The organism is Streptomyces sp. DH12 (assembly GCF_020873895.1).
GTDB lineage: Bacteria > Actinomycetota > Actinomycetes > Streptomycetales > Streptomycetaceae > Streptomyces.
Map to the genome: position 1 here is coordinate 1 of NZ_JAHWGT010000056.1, position 20,743 is coordinate 20,743.

At 73.2% G+C, this 20,743-nt stretch carries 19 protein-coding genes and 2 pseudogenes; 12 read left to right on the forward strand and 9 right to left on the reverse strand.

Translation table 11 applies throughout. From position 1 onward, the window contains the following. From LPA54_RS31305 to LPA54_RS31315, 3 genes and pseudogenes are all read right to left on the reverse strand, one after another. Positions 1 to 120, reverse strand: a pseudogene (locus tag LPA54_RS31305) (phospholipase); the annotation flags it as partial. Between the two features lie 14 nt (positions 121 to 134). Next, positions 135 to 182, reverse strand: a pseudogene (locus tag LPA54_RS42955) (hypothetical protein); the annotation flags it as partial. Positions 183 to 324: 142 nt separating this feature from the next. Then, positions 325 to 2,154: a bifunctional UDP-sugar hydrolase/5'-nucleotidase gene (locus tag LPA54_RS31315; protein WP_228984126.1), complete on the reverse strand. Its 1,830-nt coding sequence runs from the start codon at positions 2,152 to 2,154 to the stop codon at positions 325 to 327. Between the two features lie 184 nt (positions 2,155 to 2,338). Here LPA54_RS31315 and mshD point away from each other — a divergent pair, with 184 nt between their 5' ends. From mshD to pstB, 8 genes are all read left to right on the forward strand, one after another. Next, a complete protein-coding gene (gene mshD / locus LPA54_RS31320) occupies positions 2,339 to 3,346 on the forward strand; it encodes a mycothiol synthase (protein WP_228984127.1) in 1,008 nt (335 codons plus the stop codon). A gap of 385 nt (positions 3,347 to 3,731) precedes the next feature. Beyond that, positions 3,732 to 5,981: an RNA degradosome polyphosphate kinase gene (locus LPA54_RS31325; RefSeq protein ID WP_228984128.1), complete on the forward strand. Its 2,250-nt coding sequence runs from the start codon at positions 3,732 to 3,734 to the stop codon at positions 5,979 to 5,981. Continuing rightward, entirely contained in the window at positions 5,968 to 6,903 is a 936-nt protein-coding gene (locus LPA54_RS31330; RefSeq protein WP_228984130.1) for a CHAD domain-containing protein, read from the forward strand. Before LPA54_RS31325 ends, LPA54_RS31330 begins: the two co-directional genes overlap by 14 nt. Beyond that, positions 6,900 to 7,298, forward strand: coding sequence for an NUDIX hydrolase (locus LPA54_RS31335; RefSeq protein WP_228984132.1), 399 nt, complete (start codon positions 6,900 to 6,902; stop codon positions 7,296 to 7,298). The genes LPA54_RS31330 and LPA54_RS31335 overlap by 4 nt, the downstream gene beginning before the upstream one ends. Positions 7,299 to 7,655: 357 nt before the next feature. Then, positions 7,656 to 8,786, forward strand: coding sequence for a phosphate ABC transporter substrate-binding protein PstS (gene pstS / locus LPA54_RS31340; RefSeq protein ID WP_228984135.1), 1,131 nt, complete (start codon positions 7,656 to 7,658; stop codon positions 8,784 to 8,786). Positions 8,787 to 8,895: 109 nt separating this feature from the next. After that, on the forward strand, positions 8,896 to 9,894 hold the full coding sequence (gene pstC / locus LPA54_RS31345; protein WP_228984136.1) for a phosphate ABC transporter permease subunit PstC: 999 nt from the start codon (positions 8,896 to 8,898) through the stop codon (positions 9,892 to 9,894). After that, the gene (gene pstA, locus LPA54_RS31350; RefSeq protein ID WP_228984138.1) at positions 9,891 to 10,970 is read left to right on the forward strand and encodes a phosphate ABC transporter permease PstA; all 1,080 of its coding nucleotides are present in this window, start codon (positions 9,891 to 9,893) and stop codon (positions 10,968 to 10,970) included. The genes pstC and pstA overlap by 4 nt, the downstream gene beginning before the upstream one ends. 50 nt (positions 10,971 to 11,020) lie before the next feature. Then, positions 11,021 to 11,797: a phosphate ABC transporter ATP-binding protein PstB gene (pstB, locus tag LPA54_RS31355; RefSeq protein ID WP_228984140.1), complete on the forward strand. Its 777-nt coding sequence runs from the start codon at positions 11,021 to 11,023 to the stop codon at positions 11,795 to 11,797. A gap of 147 nt (positions 11,798 to 11,944) precedes the next feature. Here the strand turns inward: pstB and LPA54_RS31360 are convergent, their stop codons facing one another. Together LPA54_RS31360 and LPA54_RS31365 are read right to left on the reverse strand one after the other, a co-directional pair. Further along, positions 11,945 to 12,943 (reverse strand): inorganic phosphate transporter, encoded by a 999-nt coding sequence (locus LPA54_RS31360; protein WP_228984142.1) that lies wholly within the window; start codon positions 12,941 to 12,943, stop codon positions 11,945 to 11,947. Between the two features lie 6 nt (positions 12,944 to 12,949). After that, positions 12,950 to 13,570, reverse strand: coding sequence for a DUF47 domain-containing protein (locus LPA54_RS31365; RefSeq protein ID WP_228984144.1), 621 nt, complete (start codon positions 13,568 to 13,570; stop codon positions 12,950 to 12,952). A gap of 190 nt (positions 13,571 to 13,760) precedes the next feature. Here LPA54_RS31365 and LPA54_RS31370 point away from each other — a divergent pair, with 190 nt between their 5' ends. After that, complete coding sequence (locus LPA54_RS31370; protein WP_228984146.1) at positions 13,761 to 14,114, forward strand: metal-sensitive transcriptional regulator; 354 nt, start codon at positions 13,761 to 13,763, stop codon at positions 14,112 to 14,114. A 311-nt stretch (positions 14,115 to 14,425) separates the two neighbouring features. On the opposite strand, the gene LPA54_RS31375 is transcribed toward LPA54_RS31370, so the two are convergent. Further along, on the reverse strand, positions 14,426 to 14,608 hold the full coding sequence (locus LPA54_RS31375; protein ID WP_228984162.1) for a hypothetical protein: 183 nt from the start codon (positions 14,606 to 14,608) through the stop codon (positions 14,426 to 14,428). Positions 14,609 to 14,894: 286 nt separating this feature from the next. Further along, the gene (locus tag LPA54_RS31380) at positions 14,895 to 15,785 is read right to left on the reverse strand and encodes a hypothetical protein (protein WP_228984147.1); all 891 of its coding nucleotides are present in this window, start codon (positions 15,783 to 15,785) and stop codon (positions 14,895 to 14,897) included. A gap of 143 nt (positions 15,786 to 15,928) precedes the next feature. Between LPA54_RS31380 and LPA54_RS31385 the strand changes: the two genes are divergently transcribed. Beyond that, on the forward strand, positions 15,929 to 16,129 hold the full coding sequence (locus tag LPA54_RS31385; protein WP_228984168.1) for a hypothetical protein: 201 nt from the start codon (positions 15,929 to 15,931) through the stop codon (positions 16,127 to 16,129). 4 nt (positions 16,130 to 16,133) lie between these two features. Continuing rightward, positions 16,134 to 17,741, forward strand: a complete 1,608-nt coding sequence (locus LPA54_RS31390) for an FAD-binding oxidoreductase (protein WP_228984150.1) — start codon at positions 16,134 to 16,136, stop codon at positions 17,739 to 17,741. 315 nt (positions 17,742 to 18,056) lie between these two features. Here LPA54_RS31390 and LPA54_RS31395 read toward each other — a convergent pair whose 3' ends face one another. Together LPA54_RS31395 and LPA54_RS31400 are read right to left on the reverse strand one after the other, a co-directional pair. After that, complete coding sequence (locus tag LPA54_RS31395) at positions 18,057 to 18,773, reverse strand: phosphatase PAP2 family protein (protein ID WP_228984151.1); 717 nt, start codon at positions 18,771 to 18,773, stop codon at positions 18,057 to 18,059. A 146-nt stretch (positions 18,774 to 18,919) separates the two neighbouring features. Then, the gene (locus LPA54_RS31400) at positions 18,920 to 19,936 is read right to left on the reverse strand and encodes a bifunctional lytic transglycosylase/C40 family peptidase (RefSeq protein ID WP_228984164.1); all 1,017 of its coding nucleotides are present in this window, start codon (positions 19,934 to 19,936) and stop codon (positions 18,920 to 18,922) included. Between the two features lie 651 nt (positions 19,937 to 20,587). Here LPA54_RS31400 and LPA54_RS42530 point away from each other — a divergent pair. Further along, positions 20,588 to 20,722: a hypothetical protein gene (locus LPA54_RS42530; protein ID WP_257375418.1), complete on the forward strand. Its 135-nt coding sequence runs from the start codon at positions 20,588 to 20,590 to the stop codon at positions 20,720 to 20,722. Positions 20,723 to 20,743 lie beyond the last annotated feature (21 nt).

Consider the following 20,743-nt stretch of genomic DNA (forward strand, 5'->3'; position numbering starts at 1 on the left):
GGCGGCGCCGGTGCCCTCCAGGAGGGCGTGGACGCGCGGGTTGAGCCGGTCGGCGTTCCAGCGGGGCGGGAGCAGCGCGGCGGTGGAGGCGTGGTTGACGTGGAGCCGGCCGGGGTGCCGAGGGCGAGGGCGGCGCCGGTGGCGGCGGCGGCCGTGAGGAGGGCGCGGCGGTCCATGGGCATGCGCGGAGTATGGCGCGTACACGTCAAAGTGACCAGATGGCGGACGCCGCCGGGCGAGCGGGGACCCGTCCCCGCCGAAGGAGGCGGGAAACAGGGCGGGGCGGGCGGACCGCCGTGGTCCGCCCGCCCCGCCCCCGCCGTCCTACTTGACGACCGTGATCCGGTCGGCCGCGGGCGGCGTCAGCGGGGAGCCCGCCGACGAGTGCGCGGTCAGGTAGGCGACGAAGACGTCCAGGTCGGACGCGCCCACCAGCTTGTTCTTGCCCTGCGCGAGGACCGGGAAGCCGTCGCCGCCGCCGGAGAGGAACTCGTTCATCGCGACGCGGTACGTCTTCGCCGGGTCGAGCGGCGCGCCGTTCAGCCGCACGGAGGAGGCGTCCACGCGGGCGGCGCCCGTCTTGGTCATGTCCAGCGTGTAGGTGAAGCCGCGCGACACCTGGAGGATCTTCGGCGACGCCTCGTTGGAGCCGCTGACCTGCTGCTGGAGCGCGGTGACGATCTGCGCGCCGGTCAGGTCGACGCTGGTCATCATGTTGGTGAACGGCTGGACGGTGTACGCCTCGCCGTAGGTGACGACGCCGTCGGCGGTCTCGCTGCCGGACTTCGCGTGGACGAGGTCGGCGCGGATGCCGCCGGGGTTCATGAACGCGATCTGCGCGCCGCCCTTGTCGGCCGGGGCCAGGCCCTCCAGCTGCGCGTCGGCGATCAGGTCGCCGAGCGGCTTCTCGTACGCGGTCGAGCCGCGGCCGTTGATGTCGGCGGAGATGTGGCCCACCGGCCGGTCGGCGATCGGCGCGGCCAGCGCCTTCCACCGCTCGATCAGGCGCGTCATGTCGGGCGCCGGGGCGACGTCACGGGTGACGACGTGGTTCGCGGACGCCACGGCCGTGCGGACGATGTCCTTGGTGGCGCGGTCGTACGTGAGGGTCGTGTCCGTGTACAGCTTGCCGAAGGAGGCCGCCGAGGTGACCGTGCGCGGCTTGCCCGCCGGGTCGGCGATGGTGCACGCGTACGCCTGGTGGGTGTGGCCGGTCACCACCGCGTCGACCTGCGGGCTGAGCCGCTTGGCGATGTCGACGATCGGGCCGGAGACGCCGTCGCCAGGGCCGGGGCTGTCGCAGTCGTAGTTGTACGCCGACGAGGCCGGGGCGCCGCCCTCGTGGATCAGGGCGACGACGGACTTGACGCCCTTGGCCTCCAGCACCTTCGTGTACTTGTTGATCGTCTCGACCTCGTCGCCGAACTTCAGGCCCTTGATGCCCTCGGCGTTGACGATGTTCGGGGTGCCCTCCAGGGTCACGCCGACGAAGCCGATGCGGACGCCGGCGCGCTCCCAGACGAAGTACGGGTCGAGGATCGGCTTGCCGGTCTTCTCGTCCGTCACGTTCGCCGCGAGGTAGGGGAAGTCGGCACCCTGGTACGTCGTGCCCTCGGCGCAGCCGTCGGTGGGGTGGCAGCCGCCCTTCTGGATGCGGGCCAGCTCGGCGGCGCCCTCGTCGAACTCGTGGTTGCCCACGGAGGAGACGTCGAGCTTGAGCTTGTTGAGCGCGTCGATCGTCGGCTCGTCGTGGAAGAGGCCGGAGACCAGCGGGGACGCGCCGATCATGTCGCCGGCGGCCGCGGTGATCGAGTAGGGGTGGCCCTTGCGGGCGGTGCGCAGGTGCGTGGCCAGGTACTCGACGCCGCCGGCCTTGATCTTCTCGGTGGTGCCGTCGGCGTGGACGTGGCTGACCTCGCCGGACGAACCGGCCGGCGGTTCGAGGTTGCCGTGCAGGTCGTTGAAGGAGAGCAGCTGCACGTCGACGGTCCGGCCGGAGACCTTCTCGCCGCGCTTCCAGCCGGACGCGCCGGCGTCCTGCTCCTCGGCGGCGCCGGCCGGGAGGGCCGCCACGAGCGCGCCCGCGGTGGCGAGCCCGGCCGCGGTGGCGAGTATCCGCCGTCCCGTTCGCTTCTTGTGCCGTGTAGTCGACATCTGTCCGTTTTTCCCCTTTTGACACCACATGACTTCACACGCCGTCAGAGAAGGGTGAGGTCATGGCCACTGGTCTGCCGAGCGCAGCCTAAGGTCAACGCGCGTAGCGCAACAGGGGGGAACGGGTTACGACCTGATTGCCTTCACCCGTCGGGCGGCGCACCGCCGCCGTAGGCTCGTACGCATGACGACTGACGTTCGCGCAACGGCCCCCGAGTCGGGACGCCGCATCGAGATCTTCGACGAGCTCACCCCGGAGCAGGCCCAGGACGTCCTCGACCTGCTCGCCGACGCCGCCCGCACCGACGGCGTCCAGGCCGTCTCCGAACAGGGCCGCCTCCAACTGAAGGCGTTCACCCGAGCCGGGGCCGCCGGCGCCGCCACCGGCGAAGGACAGCGGACGGAGGACGACCGGCAGTCGGACGGCCGCCGGGAAGGCGTACGCCACCTGCTCCTCTTCGTCGCCGACCGGCTCGCCGGCTACGCCCAGCTGGAGGACACCGACCCCGTCGAGGCCCCGGCGGCCGAGCTGGTCGTCGACCCCGCGCAGCGCGGCCGCGGCCACGGGCGGGCGCTCGGCTCCGCCCTGCTCGCCGAGTCCGGCAAGCGGCTGCGGGTGTGGGCGCACGGCGGCAAGCCCGCCGCCCGCCACCTCGCCCAGGTCCTCGGGCTCACCCTCTTCCGCGAGCTGCGGCAACTGCGCCGCCCGCTGGCCCCGCTGGACGTCCCCGAGCCGGCCCTGCCCCCCGGCGTCACCGTCCGCGCCTACGTCCCCGGCCAGGACGACGCCGCCTGGCTCGCCCTCAACGCCGCCGCCTTCGCCCACCACCCCGAGCAGGGCGCCCTGACCCAGCGGGACCTGGACGACCGCAGGAACGAGCCGTGGTTCGACCCCAAGGGCTTCTTCCTCGCCGAGCGCGCCTCCGACGGCGCCCTGGTCGGCTTCCACTGGACGAAGGTCCACGCCGAGGAGCGGCTCGGCGAGGTGTACGTGCTCGGCATCTCCCCCGACGCCCAGGGCGGCGGCCTCGGCAAGGCCCTCACCGCCATCGGCCTGCGCCACCTCGCCGCCGAGGGCCTGCCGACGGCGATGCTGTACGTCGACGCCGACAACCCCGCGGCCCTGCGCGTCTACGAGGGCATGGGCTTCACGACCCACGAGGTCGACCTCATGTACCGCACGGAGACGTGACCCCCCGCCCACCCCGGGGTGCCGCCACCACGGCGGCACCCCGCCCCGGGCCTGGCGAGTACCCGCCATCGCGCCCCCGCGCGCGCCCTCGGCGCCCCGGCACGCCCCCGGCGTCGCGAGCCGCGCCCGCGGACGTCCGGCCGCGCCGCGAGGCCCGGCCCCGCCGCCCCGGCCCGCCCGGCCCCCGGCCCCCGGCCCCCGCCCGTCGCGCTCCGGGAGGGGCGGGAGTGGGGGGTTCGCGGGGGTGGCGCACCCGGAAACGTCACGTCCCCGTTACCGATCATTCAGACACGCTTGCGACCCTCGGCCAATGAAGCCCGCCGTGTCCGCCTGCCAGGGCCGTTCCGACGCGCCTGACCAGCCCCTGGCGCGGAAGAATGGTGACATGAGCCAGCAGCCCGCCGAGGTCCCGGTCCAGCAGGTACAGCCGTCGCCCCCGCACGCCCAGCCGTCCGTCGGATCCATAGCCGCGCACCGGCCCCACGCCGTCGCCGCGGCGACCACCGCCACCGAGCTGTCCCCGGACCTCGACGCCGACCTGGACGCGTACGACGCGGACGGCGCCCCCTCGGAGCTGCCGGAAGGCCGCTTCCTCGACCGGGAGCGCAGCTGGCTCGCGTTCAACGAACGGGTCCTGGAGCTGGCCGAGGACCCGGCCACCCCCCTGCTGGAGCGGGCCAACTTCCTCGCGATCTTCGCGTCCAACCTGGACGAGTTCTTCATGGTCCGCGTCGCCGGACTGAAGCGGCGCATCGCCACCGGGGTCGCCACCCGCTCGGCGTCCGGCCTCCAGCCCCGCGAGGTCCTCGACCTGATCTGGACCCGCTCGCGCGAGCTCATGGCCCGGCACGCGGCCTGCTTCCAGCAGGACGTCGCCCCGGCGCTGGCCGACGAGAACATCCACCTCGTCCGCTGGCACGACCTGACCGAGAAGGAGCAGGCCCGGCTCTTCACGCTCTTCCGGCAGCAGATCTTCCCCGTGCTGACGCCGCTCGCCGTGGACCCCGCGCACCCCTTCCCCTACATCTCCGGGCTCTCCCTCAACCTCGCCGTCGTCGTCCGCAACCCCGTCAGCGGCCACCGCCACTTCGCCCGCGTGAAGGTCCCGCCCCTGCTGACGCGGTTCCTGGAGGCGTCGCCGCAGCGGTACGTGCCGCTGGAGGACGTCATCGCCGCGCACCTGGAGGAGCTGTTCCCCGGCATGGAGGTGCTGGCGCACCACATGTTCCGCGTCACCAGGAACGAGGACCTGGAGGTCGAGGAGGACGACACCGAGAACCTCCTGCAGGCCCTGGAGAAGGAGCTGATGCGGCGCCGCTTCGGCCCGCCGGTGCGGCTGGAGGTCGAGGAGTCCATCGACCCCTACGTCCTCGACCTGCTCGTGCGGGAGCTGAAGGTCTCCGACGCCGAGGTGTACCCGCTGCCCGGCCCGCTGGACCTCACCGGCCTGTTCGGCATAGCGGGCCAGGACCGGCCGGAGCTGAAGTACCCGAAGTTCGTCGCCGGCACCCACCGCGACCTCGCGGAGGTCGAGTCGGCGTCCGCGCCGGACATCTTCGCGGCGCTGCGCGAGCGGGACGTGCTGCTGCACCACCCGTACGACAGCTTCTCCACCTCCGTGCAGGCGTTCCTGGAGCAGGCGGCGGCCGACCCGGACGTCCTGGCGATCAAGCAGACCCTGTACCGCACCTCCGGCGACTCGCCGATAGTGGACGCGCTGATCGACGCCGCCGAGTCGGGCAAGCAGGTCCTCGTCCTCGTCGAGATCAAGGCCCGCTTCGACGAGCAGGCCAACATCAAGTGGGCCCGCAAGCTGGAGGAGTCCGGCTGCCACGTGGTGTACGGGCTGGTCGGCCTGAAGACCCACTGCAAGCTGTCGCTCGTCGTCCGCCAGGAGGGCGAGCTGCTGCGCCGGTACTCGCACGTCGGCACCGGCAACTACCACCCGAAGACCGCGCGCCTCTACGAGGACCTGGGGCTGCTCACCGCCGACCCGCAGGTCGGCGCCGACCTCTCCGACCTGTTCAACCGCCTCTCCGGCTACTCCCGCCGCGAGACCTACCGCCGGCTGCTCGTCGCCCCGAAGTCGCTGCGCGACGGCCTCGTGTCGCGGATAGAGAAGGAGATCGGCCACCACCGGGCGGGTCGCCCCGCGTACGTCCGCATCAAGGTCAACTCCATGGTCGACGAGGCGGTCGTCGACGCCTGCTACCGCGCCTCGCAGGCGGGCGTGCCCGTCGACATCTGGGTGCGCGGCATCTGCGCCCTGCGCCCCGGCGTCACCGGCCTGTCCGAGAACATACGGGTCCGCTCGATCCTCGGCCGCTTCCTGGAGCACTCCCGCGTCTTCGCCTTCGGCAACGGCGGCGAACCGGAGGTGTGGCTCGGCAGCGCCGACATGATGCACCGCAACCTCGACCGCCGCATAGAGGCGCTGGTACGGCTCTCCGACCCGGCCCACCGCGCGGCGATCCACCGCCTGCTGGAGACCGGCATGGCCGACACCACCGCCTCGTGGCACCTCGGCCCCGACGGCGACTGGACCCGGCACTCGACGGACGCGGACGGCCAGCCCCTGCGGCACGTCCAGGAGATGCTCATAGACGCCCGGAGGCGCCGACGTGCACAAACATGACCCCACCCAACCCGCGGGCGAGGTCCTGGCGCCGTACCTCCACGCCCGCGCGAACGACTTCCTGCGCGCGCTGCGGCTGCACACCGAGAGCAACGGCTCGGACAGCTCCGGCGCGGAGGAGGCCGCCCGGTCGCTGCGGGCCGCCGCCCGCCGCATCGGCGCGACCCTGCACACCTTCCGCCCGCTCCTCGACGGGGCGTGGGCGGACGGGCTGCGCGCCGAACTGGCCTGGCTCTCCGCGACGCTCGCCCAGGAGCACGCCTGCACCTCCCGACTGGTCCGCCTCGTGGACGCGCTGTCCCGCCTGACCGGCGGGACCGTGCCGCCCCCGAGGAGCCCGTCCGGCGGCGGGGCGATGACGATGGGCGCGGCCCGCGCCGGCGCCCTGCTGGAACGGCAGCTGACCCTGGCCCGGACCCGCGCCCACTCCGCCGCCCTGCAGGCGCTCGGCTCCTCCCGCTTCCACGCCGTGGCGGACGCGGTGGCCCTCCTGGCGTCGGAGCTGCCCCTCGGACCGGCCGCCGCCGCGCCCGCCCCCGAGGTCCTCCCCGGCCCCGCGGAGGCGGTGGAGCGCCGCCTGCTGGACGCGGTCGGCGTGCTGCCGATGACCCCCGCGGTCGGCGGCGAGCCGCAGGACGCGCCCTGGCACCAGGTGCGGCTGCTGCTGCGCCTCCACCGGTACGCGCAGGAGGTGTACGCCGTGCCCGCGCCCGAGCTGTACGAGGCGGCGACCGCGCTGGACCGGCACCGGGACGCAGCGGAGGCCGCGGCGGCCGCCGCCACCGCCGCCCGCACCCCCCGGATCGCCCCGGCGACCGCGTACACGCTGGGCGTCCTCCACGCCGACCAGCGGCACGAGGTGGACGCGGCGCGGCTGGCCTTCCACCGCGCCTGGCGCCGCACGGCGGTGACGGCCCCGTGAGCGGCACCGTCCGGGCGGCCGGCTGCCTGCTGTGGCGGCCGGGGCCGGGCGGGGTGGCGGAGCTGTGCCTGGTGCACCGGCCCAAGTACGACGACTGGTCGTTCCCGAAGGGGAAGCTCGAACCGGGCGAGGAGCTCCTCGCGGCGGCGGTCCGCGAGGTGGCGGAGGAGACCGGCCAGTCGTGCGTGCCGGGCCCGTTCCTGGCGACCGTCCACTACCGGGTCAAGGGCCGGCCCAAGGAGGTCACGTACTGGGCGGCCGAGGCGACGGGCGGCGCGTTCACGCCGAGCCGGGAGGTGGACGCCCTGCGGTGGGTACCGGCTCCGGAGGCGGCCGCCCACCTCAGCCACGCCACGGACCGGCCGCTGGTCGGGCTGTTTCTCGCCACGGTGTGACCGGGCCGGCCGGAGCCGCCGCGCCGCGGGGGCGCACGGCGCGTACCAGGGCCCGCCGCGCCGCCGGGACGCGCGGCGCGTACCGGGCCCCCGCACCGTGGGGGCGCGCACCAGGCACCGGGGGCGCGCGGGGTGTGGTGGGGGCGCCCGGTATGCACTGCACCGCCACTTCCGGCACGGTTCACCTCCCGTTCACTCCCCTCCGTCGACCGCTTCACCTGATCTGCCTAATTTCGGCCGTACACGGTGACCAGCAGACGCCATCACCGCCCACTCCGACACACGCCGTCGTACAACCGGCCTTGAACCCGCCCAGGGGCCTCCCGGCCCGGCGGTTACTGGAAGGAACACCCGAAAGTGAAGCTTCATCGCAAGACCGGGCTTCGCGCCACCGCGCTCGGCGCCCTCGCCGTCTCCGGCGCCCTGGTACTCACGGCGTGTGGTTCGGACGACAACTCGAACCCGGACGGGGCGAAGAAGCCGACCACCGCCTCGAACATCGCCTGCGAGGGCGCCAAGGGCCAGCTCCTCGCCGCGGGCTCCACCGCGCAGAAGAACGCCATGGACCTCTGGGTGAAGAACTTCCAGGCGGCCTGCGCCGGCGTCGAGGTGAACTACCAGGCGATCGGCTCCGGCGGCGGCATCACCAAGTTCAACCAGGGCCAGGTCGCCTTCGCCGGCTCCGACTCCGCGCTGAAGGAGGAGGAGGTCACCGAGTCGCAGAAGATCTGCAAGGGCGGCAAGGGCATCAACCTCCCCATGGTCGGCGGCCCCGTCGCCATCGGCTACAAGCTCGACGGCGTGGACGGCCTCGTCCTCGACGCCGCCACCCTCGCCAAGATCTTCGACTCCAAGATCACCAAGTGGAACGACCCGGCCATCGCCAAGCTGAACCCGGGCGTCAAGCTGCCCGACCTGGCGATCCAGGCCTTCCACCGCTCCGACGAGTCGGGCACCACCCAGAACCTCGGCAAGTACCTCAGCGAGGCCGCCGCCGCGGACTGGAAGCACGACCCGAAGACGAAGTCGTGGCCCGCCCCCGGCGGCCAGGCCGCGAACGGCTCCTCCGGCGTCGCCGCCGCCGTCAAGGACACCAACGGCGCGATCGGCTACTTCGAGCTGTCCTACGCGACCGCCAGCAGCATCAGCACGGTCAAGCTGAACACGGGCGCCGCCCAGCCGGTCGAGGCCACCCCGGAGAACGCCTCCAAGGCCATCGCGGCCGCCAAGGTCAAGGGCACCGGCAGCGACCTCGCCCTCTCCCTCGACTACAAGACCAAGGCCGAGGGCGCCTACCCGATCATCCTCGTCACCTACGAGATCGCCTGCGACAAGGGCAACAAGGCGGACACCCTGCCCACCCTGAAGGCGTTCCTCACCTACACCGCGAGCGAGGAGGGCCAGAAGGTCCTCTCCGACGCGGGCTACGCGCCGCTCCCGGCCGAGATCGCGGCCAAGGTCCGGCAGATCGTCCCCACCCTCTCCTGACGACCCGACCGGGGCCGGCCCTCCCACCCCAGGGCCCGGCCGGCCCCGGCATCCGGTGCACCGCCGCCAGGAGCGAGCCACGCCCGCTCCGCAGACCGGAGAACACACGATGGCCACAGCCACCCCGCACCACGTCCCGCCACCCCGGCGCGGTCAGCCGCCCGCCCCGAAGACGAGCGCCCCGTCCCGCGCCGGCGACAAGGTCTTCCGCGGCCTGTCCCGCGGCTCCGGCATCACCCTCCTGGTGATCATGGCGGCGATCGCGGTCTTCCTCACCTACCGCGCCGTCCTCGCCATCTCGGAGAACGAGGGCGACTTCCTCACCACGTCCGAGTGGAATCCCGCCGGCAACCCGCCCGTCTTCGGCATCGCCGTCCTGGCCTTCGGCACGATCGTCAGCTCGATCATCGCCATGGTCATCGCCGTGCCGGTCGCGATCGGCATCGCGCTCTTCATCTCCCACTACGCGCCGCGCCGGCTCGCCTCGCCGCTCGGGTACGTCGTCGACCTCCTCGCCGCGGTGCCCAGCATCATCTACGGCCTGTGGGGCGCGATCTTCCTCGTCCCGTACCTCGGCGGCCTCAACCAGTGGCTCGACCAGTACATGGGCTGGACGTACGTCTTCGACAAGTCCGGCGAGGGCGTGGCGCGCAACCTGTTCACCGTCGGCGTCCTGCTGGCGATCATGATCCTGCCGATCATCACCAACGTCACCCGCGAGGTGTTCCTCCAGGTCCCGCGCATGCACGAGGAGGCCGCCCTGGCCCTCGGCGCGACCCGCTGGGAGACCATCCGCATGTCGGTGCTGCCGTTCGGCCGCTCCGGCATCATCAGCGCCTCCATGCTCGGCCTGGGCCGGGCCCTCGGCGAGACGATGGCCGTCGCCGTCGTCCTCTCCCCCAGCTTCCTCATCTCCGGGCGCATCCTCGACCCGGGCGGCGGCACGTTCGCCCAGAACATCGCCGCGAAGTTCAACGAGGCGAACGAGTTCGGCCGCGACGCCCTGATCGCCTCCGGCCTCGTCCTGTTCGTCATCACGCTGCTGGTCAACGGCGCGGCCCGCTGGATCATCGGCCGCCGCAAGGAGTACTCGGGGGCGAACGCATGAGCCACGTCATCCAGGAGAAGCGGCCCGTCACCACCCCCGCGGCCCGGCCCGCGCCGCTGTCCCACGCGCGCCTGCCCCGCTGGGCGCCGGCCGCCGTCGCCGCCGGCTCCCTCGCGGCCGGCTGCGGCATCGGCGCCGCCGCCGGCTGGGAGAGCCGCACCCAGTGGGGGCTGCTCTCCGCGGTGCTGTTCGTCGCCGCCACGTACGTCGTCACCGCCAAGGTCGAGAACGTCCGGCAGGCGAAGGACCGCGTGGCGACCAGCCTCGTCTGGGTCTGCTTCGTCCTCGCCGTCGTCCCGCTCGCCTCCCTGGCCTGGGTGACGGTGACCAAGGGCCTGGAAGTCCTCGACGTCTACTTCCTCACCCACTCGATGAACGGCGTCCTCGACGCCGAGACCGGCGGCGGCGTCTACCACGCGCTGCTCGGCACCATCGAGCAGGTCGCCATCGCGGCCCTCATCGCGGCCCCGATCGGCATGCTGACCGCGATCTACCTGGTCGAGTACGGCAGGGGCCGCCTGGCCCACGCCGTCACCTTCTTCGTCGACGTGATGACGGGCGTCCCGTCGATCGTCGCGGGCCTGTTCATCCTCGCCACCTGGAACCTCATGCTGGGCTTCGGGCCCTCCGGCTTCGCCGGCTCGATGGCGCTGGCCATCCTCATGATGCCGGTGGTCGTCCGCTCCACCGAGGAGATGCTCAAGCTCGTCCCGAACGAGCTGCGCGAGGCCTCCCTCGCCCTGGGCGTCCCCAAGTGGAAGACCATCCTCAAGGTGGTCCTGCCGACCGCGATCGGCGGCATCACCACGGGCGTCATGCTCGCGGTCGCCCGTATCACCGGCGAGACGGCCCCCGTGCTGCTCCTCGTCTTCGGTACGAAGCTGATCAACCCGAACCCCTTCGAAGGCGCCCAGGCGTCGCTGCCGCTCTACGTCTACGAGCAGTACGCCGTCGGTACCGACGCCGCCGTGGCCCGCGCCTGGGCCGCCGCGCTCGTCCTGATCGTCTTCGTCATGATCCTCAACCTGGTGGCCCGCGGCATCGCCCGCTGGAAGGCCCCGAAGACCAGCCGCTAAGGCTCCACCGGCCGGCCCCGCCGGGCGGCGCAAACTGGGAAGTGATTCAGATGGCCAAGCGAATCGACGTCAGCGGCCTCTCCGCTTACTACGGCAACCACAAGGCGATCGACGACATCTCGATGACCGTCGAGCCCCGCTCCGTCACGGCCTTCATCGGCCCCTCCGGCTGCGGCAAGTCCACCTTCCTGCGCACCCTGAACCGGATGCACGAGGTCACCCCCGGCGGCCGCGTCGAGGGCAAGGTGATGCTCGACGACCAGAACCTCTACGGCAAGGACGTCGACCCGGTCGCCGTGCGCCGCACGGTCGGCATGGTGTTCCAGCGCCCGAATCCCTTCCCCACCATGTCGATCTACGACAACGTGGCGGCGGGCCTGCGTCTGAACGGCAGCTACCGCAAGTCCGAGCTGAACGACGTCGTCGAGCGCTCCCTGAAGGGCGCGAACCTGTGGAACGAGGTGAAGGACCGGCTGAACAAGCCGGGCTCGGGCCTCTCCGGCGGTCAGCAGCAGCGCCTGTGCATCGCCCGCGCCATCGCGGTCGAGCCGGACGTCCTGCTGATGGACGAGCCCTGCTCCGCCCTGGACCCGATCTCCACCCTCGCCATCGAGGACCTGATCGGCGAGCTGAAGGAGCAGTTCACGATCGTCATCGTGACGCACAACATGCAGCAGGCCGCCCGCGTCTCGGACCGTACGGCCTTCTTCAACCTGGCCGCGGTCGGCCAGCCCGGCAAGCTGATCGAGCTCGACGAGACGGAGCGCATCTTCTCCAACCCGTCGGTGCAGGCCACGGAGGACTACATCTCCGGCCGCTTCGGCTGAGCCACCCCCCACACACGTCCTGCGGTGCTGCATGGCGGTGCCACCGCGAGACGAAGGGCCCGCCCCCTCTCCCAGGGGCGGGCCCGTTCGGTCCTCACGGCCGGTGCCCCGGCGACACGCCGGGGCGCCGGGGCCGGTGGTCGGCGGTCAGCCGAAGAGCAGTCTCACGACGAAGAAGCTCACCGCGGCGACGGCCGCCGCCGCCGGCATGGTGATGAACCAGCCGAGGATGATGTTCTTCGCGACGCCCCACCGCACGGCGTTGACCCGCTTGGTGGCGCCCACACCCATGATCGCCGAGGTGATCACGTGGGTCGTGGAGATCGGCGCGTGGAAGATGAACGACGCCGAGTACATGACGGACGCCGCGGTGGTCTCGGCCGCGAAGCCCTGCGGCGGGTCCAGCTCGATGATCCGCCGGCCGAGGGTCCGCATGATCCGCCAGCCGCCCGCGTAGGTGCCGAGCGACAGCATCACCGCGCTGGCGACCTTCACCCAGAACGGGATGGGGTCGCCGGCCTGCTCGACGTCGGCGATGACCAGCGCCATCACCACGATGCCCATCGTCTTCTGGGCGTCCTGGAGGCCGTGGCCGAGGGCCATGCCGGCCGCCGAGACGGTCTGCGCGATGCGGAAGCCGCGCTTGGTCTTGTGCGGCCCGGCCTTCCGGAAGATCCACATGATGCCGGCCATCACCAGGTAGCCCAGGATCAGGCCGACGAACGGCGAGATGAACATCGGGATGACGATCTTCTCGAGGACGCCGCCCCAGATGACCTCGGTGCCACCCGCGAGCGCGGCGCCGACCATGCCGCCGAAGAGCGCGTGCGACGACGACGAGGGCAGCCCGAAGTACCAGGTGACGAGGTTCCACACGATCGCGCCGACGAGCGCGGCGAAGAGGATGCCCATCCCCTTGTCGCCGGTGGGGGCGGCGATCAGCCCCTCACTGACGGTCTTGGCGACGCCGCTGCCCATGAAGGCGCCGGCGAGGTTCATGACCGCCGCCATCGCGAGCGCGGCGCGCGGCGTGAGCGCGCGCGTCGACACGGAGGTCGCGATGGCGTTCGCGGAGTCGTGGAAGCCGTTGGTGTACGTGAAGAAGAGCGCGACCCCTACGGTCACGACCAGAGCGAAGGTGTCCACGGAGCCTCAGGACTCCTTGACGGCGATGGTCTCCACCGTGTTCGCCACGTGCTCGAAGGCGTCGGCCGCCTCTTCCAGCACGTCCACGATCTGCTTCAGCTTCAGCACCTCGATGGCGTCGTACTTGCCGCTGAAGAGGTGGGCGAGCAGCTTGCGGTGGATCTGGTCGGCCTGGTTCTCCAGCCGGTTGACCTCGATCCAGTACTCGGTGAGGTTGTTCATCGTCCGCAGGTGCGGCATGGCCTCGGCGGTGAGCTCGGCGGCGCGGGCCAGCACCTCGATCTGCTGCTCGACGCCCTTCGGCAGCTCCTCCACGTTGTAGAGGACGACGAGGTCGACGGCCTCCTCCATGAAGTCCATGACGTCGTCGAGCGACGAGGCCAGGGCGTAGATGTCCTCGCGGTCGAACGGCGTGATGAAGGAGGAGTTCAGCTGGTGGAAGATCGCGTGCGTCGCGTCGTCACCGGCGTGCTCGGCCGCCCGCATCCGCTCCGCGATGTCGGCCCGCGCGGACGCCTCCGCTCCCAGCAGTTCCATCAGGAGCTTCGAGCCGGTGACGATGTTGTCCGCCGACGCGGAGAACATGTCGTAGAAGCTCGTCTCCCGGGGGGTCAGACGAAAGCGCACGTGGGGTCCTTCGGTGCATGGATGTCGGTCAGGCTGATGCTAGGCGCATCATCCGGCCACGGCGAACCGGCGTTCCTCAGTGTCGCCCATAGGTCGAGGAGAACTGAACCGCCCCCGCGCAATCTCGCTCGGATCGGTACCATATACCCGCGAGGGGTATATCCCCTCGGGTGGACGACGGGAGGACCACATGACGACCACGGAGCCGGCCGGCCCTCCGGTCACGGGCCCCGAGCGGGCCGGCGGTGACCACGATCACGCGGTGCACGGGTACCACAAGCAGAAGGACGAGCACCTGAAGCGGCTGCGCCGGATCGAAGGCCAGATCAGGGGCCTGCAGCGGATGGTCGACGAGGACGTCTACTGCATCGACGTGCTCACCCAGGTCTCCGCGTCGACGAAGGCGCTGCAGTCCTTCGCGCTCCAGTTGCTGGAGGAGCACCTGCGCCACTGCGTGGCCGCCGCGGCCGTCAAGGGCGGCGACGAGATCGACGTGAAGGTCGAGGAGGCGACGAAGGCGATCGCCCGGATGATGCGCACCTGAGCCGGAACGCTGTCCGAAACCGATCGCTGGGGCACCTCTTTCGGTGCCGCTCCCCGCACCGCTCCCGGCTCCGGCTCGGATCCGGCTCGGATTCGGTCCCGGCTCCGGCTGGGCTCCGGTCCCGGCTCGGCTTGGGTCCCGAGGCTCCGGCTCGGCTCCGGTCCCGGGGATTCGGCTCGGCTCCGGTCCCGGGGATTCGGCTCGGCTCCGGTCCCGGGGATTCGGCTCGGCTCCGGTCGCGGTCCCGGGCCTGCGGGGTTCGCGCCGGCGCGGAGCAGTTCGGCGGCGGCTTCCGGGGCGGCGGCGGGGGGTCAGGGGGTGAGCGGGGTGCCGGAGGGGCCGCCGCTCGGGGTGCGGGCGGCCGCCGAGACCTTGAGGACCTCGTCGATCCGGTCCGGGCTGAGCCGTTCCGCCTCCGTGGCGGACGCCGCGATCATCAGTTCCCCGCAGAGCTCGATCTCGGCGAGCGCCACGTGGTCCTGGACGGTCGTCATACTGAGCGGGGCCACGCGCGTTCACCTCTTCCAGCCGGTGTCGGCTTCCTAGCGTAGGGAGCGGGACACGCACCGCGCATGACACGTCCGGACCATTCCGGGAACCATCCGAATGGTCCGTCGGGCCCCCGCCCGCGGCCCGGCGGCCGCTTCCCGCTCCGTGACGGGCCGGGCTTCCCGCTCCGTGACGGGCCGGGCCCCCGGCGCCGCGGCGGGCCGGGCTCCCCTCCCCGGGAGGGGCCGGTGCCCCCGCCCCGGGACGGGCCGTTCACCGCGCCTGGGGGGTTCAGCCCTCGATCCGTCCGGCGTAGATGTCGCGCGACGGCGGGAGCCGTACGCCGACGGGCGTCCCGAAGTCGTACAGCTCCGTCGTCGACTCGACACCGACCTCGCCCGCCCCGTTGGCGAAGCGGAACCGGTGGCGGACCTTCCGCAGCCGTCCCTCGTCGTCCAGGTACGCGTCGAACGCCACCGCGTCCGTGGCGAAGCCCTTCGCCGCCGCCGCCAGCGCCCCGCGCACCTGCGGTGACGCGGTCTTCGCGGCGGCGCCGATGTCGGTGGTGCCGCGGTAGTGGGTGACGGGCACCCCGCCGACGCTCGCCGGGCCGACGAGCGCCACCTGCCGCGCCGCGCGGAGCAGTTCGGCGGCGGCCGCGGGGTCGGTGGCGCCGCCGGTGACCAGGTTGCCGTCGGGGAGGGTCGCCGTGTCGACCCGTACCCACTTGTCGGCGGGGACGCCCGCGCCGCGGTTCTTCATGTACAGCGCTCCGGGCGTGAAGACCTCGGTGATGCGCCGCTGGGGCCGGCCGGCGTCCTCGGGGAGCAGGACCTGGACGCGGCCCCGCCGGGCCCGGAAGTCGTAGCCGCCCTCGCCGCGGACGGTCAGCCGGGTCCCGCCGGTCGTCATCTCCATCGACGTCCTGGCCTTCGACGTACCGGCCCGGGCCAGCGCGTCCGCCGCCGCGCGCACCGCCTCGGCGCCCCGGCCGCCTGCCCGGCCCTGGCCGGCGCCGTCGCTGACCGGTCTGCCGCTCGCCACCACCGCCCCGGCGGGGGGCGCGTCGGCCGCCCCCGCGCACCCGCCGAGTCCCGTGACCGCCACCGTCGCCGCCACCACGGCCGCGGTGACGGGGGCGACGTCCGCGCCGCCCGCCCGCCTGAGCTTCCGCACCACCATCGCCTGCCTACCCCAACGCCGTGCCGCCGACTGCCCGGGCCCCGCCCTCCTCCCCGGAGCACTGAGGTGAGGGAAAACCCCACTCCCCTAACGACCGTTCACACGCCCCGTCACGCGCCCCCGCTCCCCGGTACCGTTGCCGTGTGCACCCGCATGACGCGCCCCCGCCGCCCCAGGGCCCCGGCGGCGAACCGCACCACATGACCACCACCGCCGAACGGGGCGCCTTCGCCCTGGCCCGCTGCTCCTGCGGCTGGTCGGGTCCGGCCCGCCGCTCGCGTGAACGGGCCCGCACGGACGCCGTCACGCACATGTCGGGGGAGGGGCGCGGCGTGCGACAGTGACGCCATGGACCGGCGCGCGCTGCTGACCACGGGACTGACGACGGCGGTGGCCGCGACGGCCGCGGCCTGCGACCACGCCCCGGACCCGCCCGCCACCTCCCCGACCGCCTCCGTCCCGAGTCCGGGCCCGGTGTCGTCGCGGGGGCCGGGCGGCTCCCCCGTACCGTCCTCGACCGGCGGGCGCCCCGCCTGGCCGGCGCTGGCCCGCGGCCTGGACGGGCTGCTCGTCCTGCCGGGCGACGAGGCGTACGCGACGGCGCGCCAGTCGTTCAACACCCGCTTCGATCGGCTGCGCCCGTTGGCCGTCGCCTATGTGGCGGGCGCGGACGACGTCCGGGAGTGCCTGGCGTTCGCCCGCCGCCACGGGGTGCGGGTCGCGGTGCGCGGCGGCGGCCACTCGTACGGCGGCTGGTCCAGCGGCGACGGCCGGCTCGTGGTGGACGTCTCGCGGCTGGCGGCGGTGTCGGCCTCGGGCGGGGACGGCGCCGTGGTCGGGGCGGGCGCGCGGCTCGCCGGCGTCTACCGGGAGCTGGCCGGGCGGGGCCGTACGATCCCCGCCGGGTCCTGCCCGACGGTGGGGGTGGCGGGGCTGACGCTGGGCGGCGGGCACGGCGTCGTGTCGCGCGCGTACGGCCTGACGTGCGACAGCCTGACGGCGGCGACGCTGGTGACGGCGGACGGCCGCACCGTCACGGCGTCCGCCGAGGACGACGCGGAGCTGCTGTGGGCGCTGCGGGGCGGCGGCCACGCCGGTTTCGGGGTGGTGACGGAGTTGCGCTTCGTCACGCACCCGGCGCGGCCCACGGTCGCCGCGTACCTGAACTGGCCGTGGCGCAGGGCGCGGTCGGTGGTGGCGGCGTGGCAGGCGTGGGGCCCGGACCAGCCGGACGAGGTGTGGTCGACGCTGCACCTGTCGGCGGGCGCGGGCGGCGGGGTGCCGGGGGTGTCGCTGACGGCGCTGAGCCTGGGCGGCCGGGGGGACCTGGAGGACGCCGTGGACCGGCTCGTCGACCGGGTGGGGCCCCCGGGCGCGTCGGTGTCGCTGCGGGAGCGGGGGTACCTGGAGGCGATGTCGGCCTTCGGGGGGTGCGCGGGGCTGTCGGACGAGCAGTGCCGGCTGCCCGGTTCGCTGCCGGGCCGCGGGCCGCGCGGGGCGCTGGGGCGCGAGACGTACGCGGCCGCGTCGGACTTCTTCGACGGTCCCCTGCCGGAGGCCGCCGGGGCCGCGCTCGTGTCGGCGGCGGAGGCGTTCACGCGGATCGCGGTGGAGCAGGGCGGGTGCGGCGGCACGTTGGCCCTGACGGCGCTGGGGGGCGCGGTGAACCGCGTGGCCCCGTCGGCGACGGCGTTCGTGCACCGCCGCTCGCGGGTGCTCGTCCAGTACGTGGCGTCGTGGCGGCCCGGGACGCCGGGGACGGTGCAGCGGCGCTGGCTGCGGGCCGCCCACGCGGCGATGCGGCCGTACGCGTCGGGCGCGGCGTACCAGAACTACCCGGATCCGGCCCTGGGGGGCTGGCGCCGGGCCTACTACGGCGACGCGGCGCCCCGCCTGACCGCGCTGCGGCGACGGTACGACCCGACGGGGCTGTTCGACCACGCGCAGACGCTGTAGGCGGGGGGCGGGGCGGGTCGAGCACGGGGCGCTCCCGGGCCGCGGGGGGCCACCCGGACGGTGGGACGGTCCCGGGCGACGGGGTGCTCCCGGGTGAGCGGGGTGCTCCCGGGCGGCGGGGTGCTCCCGGGTGGCGGGAAGGTTCCGGGTGAGCGGGGTGCTCCTGGATGGCGGGGCGACTCTGGGCGGCGAAGCGGCCGGGCGGTCGCCTGGGCGGCGGGGCGGTCCCGGGCGGCGCCTGTGCCGCCGGGGGCGGGACCGCCCGGTGGTGGGCCCGGGGTCGGGCGGGGCCCGGGGTCGGGTGGGGCCCGGGGGTCAGGCCGCGAGGTCGCTCCGCCCCGCGCCGGCGGCCTCGGCGCGGGGGTCGGGCAGGTCGACGGTCTGGTGGCGCCCGCCGCGCGCCACCCGCCGGGACCGGACGAGCCGGCCGGCGCGCGGGGAGCGGGCGAGGGCGGAGGTCAGCGGCGTCAGCAGCGCGAGGGCGACCGGCGCGAGGAGCAGCGCCACGGCGGTGCCCAGGGCGAGGCCGCCGATGACGTCGGTGGGGTAGTGCACGCCCATGTAGACGCGGCAGAAGCCCTCGGCGAGGGCGAGGCCGATGCCGGCGAGGCCGTAGCGCTTGTGGGCGACGAAGAGGGCGACGCCGATGGCCATGGCCATGGTGGAGTGGTCGCTGACGAAGGAGTAGTCCGTCTTGCCCGCGACGAGGACCTCCAGGCCCTCGTGGTCCAGGAACGGCCGGGGCCGTTCGACGAACCCGCGGATCGGCACGTTGACCAGCAGGGCGATGCCCGCGGCGAGGGGCGCCCAGACCAGCCCGGCGGCGGCGGCCGCGGAGTCCTCGACCGTGCCCCGCCGGCGGACGCTCCACCAGCATCCCAGCGCCACGAGGACGAGGGCGAGCATGATGCCGTACTCGCCGACGAACTCCATGACGCGGTCGAACCAGGTCGGGGCTGCCTTCGCCAGTCCGTTGATGTCGTAGAGCAGGCTGACATCGGGGTTCGAGCCATCCGATGCGAGTCCGGCCATGCGCTGCGGCCCCTTGCCTTGTCCTGCTGTGCGGGTGCGGTCAGTCCAGGGAACGACCTGCGTGAGGGGTACGTTCCACTCTCCACGGAACGATCACGACGACGTTACCGAAGAGTGATACGGGCGCCGTGGCCGCCCTGTTCCGATCAGGCGTCAGATGCCCTCTGTGGCAACGCTTCCGCGCCGTCCCGGGTCACGCGCGTCGCGCCGAAGTAGTCCGGTGTGTCGATCTTGTCGAAGCGGATCACGGCTCCGGTGTACGGGGCGTTGATCATGTAGCCGCCGCCGACGTAGATCCCGACGTGCCGGATGGCGCGGGAGTCCCGCAGGTCGTCCGAGAAGAAGACCAGGTCCCCGGGGAGCAGCTCCTCCCGCGAGGGGTGCGGCCCGGCGTTGTACTGGTCGTTGGCGACGCGGGGCAGCTCGATGTCGACGGTGCGGTACGCGGCCTGGGTGAGGCCGGAGCAGTCGAACCGGCCGCCGTGCTCGGGTGTGCCGTTGCCGCCCCACAGATAGGGCTTGCCGAGCTGCTTCTGCGCGAAGTAGATGGCGGCCGCGGCCTGCCGGGACGGCTCGACCGGGCCGACGGGCCGGGCGAAGCTCTTCTCCAGGGACCTGATGATCTTGACGTAGTTCCGCGTCTCACTGATCGCCGGCACGCCGCCGGACTTTATGACGCGGTAGGCGCCGGCGTTGTAGGCGGCGAGCATGTTGTTCGTGGGGTCCCCGGGCACGTCCTTGACGTACGAGGCGAGTTCGCAGTCGTACGAGGCGGCGGAGGGGATGGCGTCGGCCGGGTCCCAGATGTCCCGGTCGCCGTCCTTGTCGCCGTCGATGCCGTGGCTGGCCCACGTGCCGGGGATGAACTGGGCGATGCCGCGCGCGTCGGCGTGGCTGACGGCCTTGGGGTTCCAGCCGCTCTCCTGGTAGAGCTGCGCGGCGAGGAGGGCGGGGTTGATGGCGGGGCAGAGGTTCCCCCACCGCTGCACCAGCGACTGGTAGGCGGCCGGCACCGCGCCCTTGGCCAGCCCCACGACGCCGCGCAGCCCGCCGCCACCGCCGACCAGCCCGGCGGCGGCCACGTACGTCCCGACGACGAGGAGCGCGACGAAGCTCGTGCACGCGCCGACGACGACCCCGCCGACCAGCCACCCCTTACGCACCGTCAACCACCCTCCGTGTAGGGCCCGTCGCGTCAGTCTAGGCGGCGCACCCCCACTTCATCAGGTGGCCCGCCCGGCCTGTGGACAACCGCGCCGGACGCCCCGGCGCACACCGGTCGCGCAGTCGGCCGCCGACGCCCCGTCACCACGGTGGCGCGGCGGGTACGCACGCGTACGGAACGTGTGCGAATGAACATCTGACGAACGCCAGGCGCGAACCAACCCCCTCCGCGCCCCGTCCCGGCGACTTCCCGCCATCCGACCGCCCCCCACCACCGCCCCGACCCGCCGCCCCGCCCACCGAGCAGCGCCCCCTGACCCGGAACCCACGGCCCCGCCCTCCCGCACGGCTGGCGCACCCGGCGCGGCCATCCGCCGATGACCTGCGAAGACCCAGGAAAACCCGACAGGATTGGGATAGTGGTCACGGCGACCGCGACAGGAAGACGGCCGGAAGGGCCGACCGGTTCCCACCCTTCCGCCGGGGAGCCACCACCCTCCCCCCGACCCCCTCGCCGCGCCCACGGGACCTCCACCCAACCCCCGCCAAGTGGTCTGGACCACTGCGCTACTCTGTGCCATGCAGCCGCAAACGGCCGTGACACTCCCCGCCGTCGACCAAGGGCGGGTTCAGCACCACAGGAGAACACCATGGGGAACAAGGTGAGCCGACTCGGAGACTCCGGGGGAACGGCCGCCGCGATCGCCGTCATCGCACTGACCGCCGTCGCCATCGTGGTACTGGGTTACTTCCTCTTCACCCAGACGGGGCAGTCCAACCTCTGACGCGCGATCATCCCGCGCTCA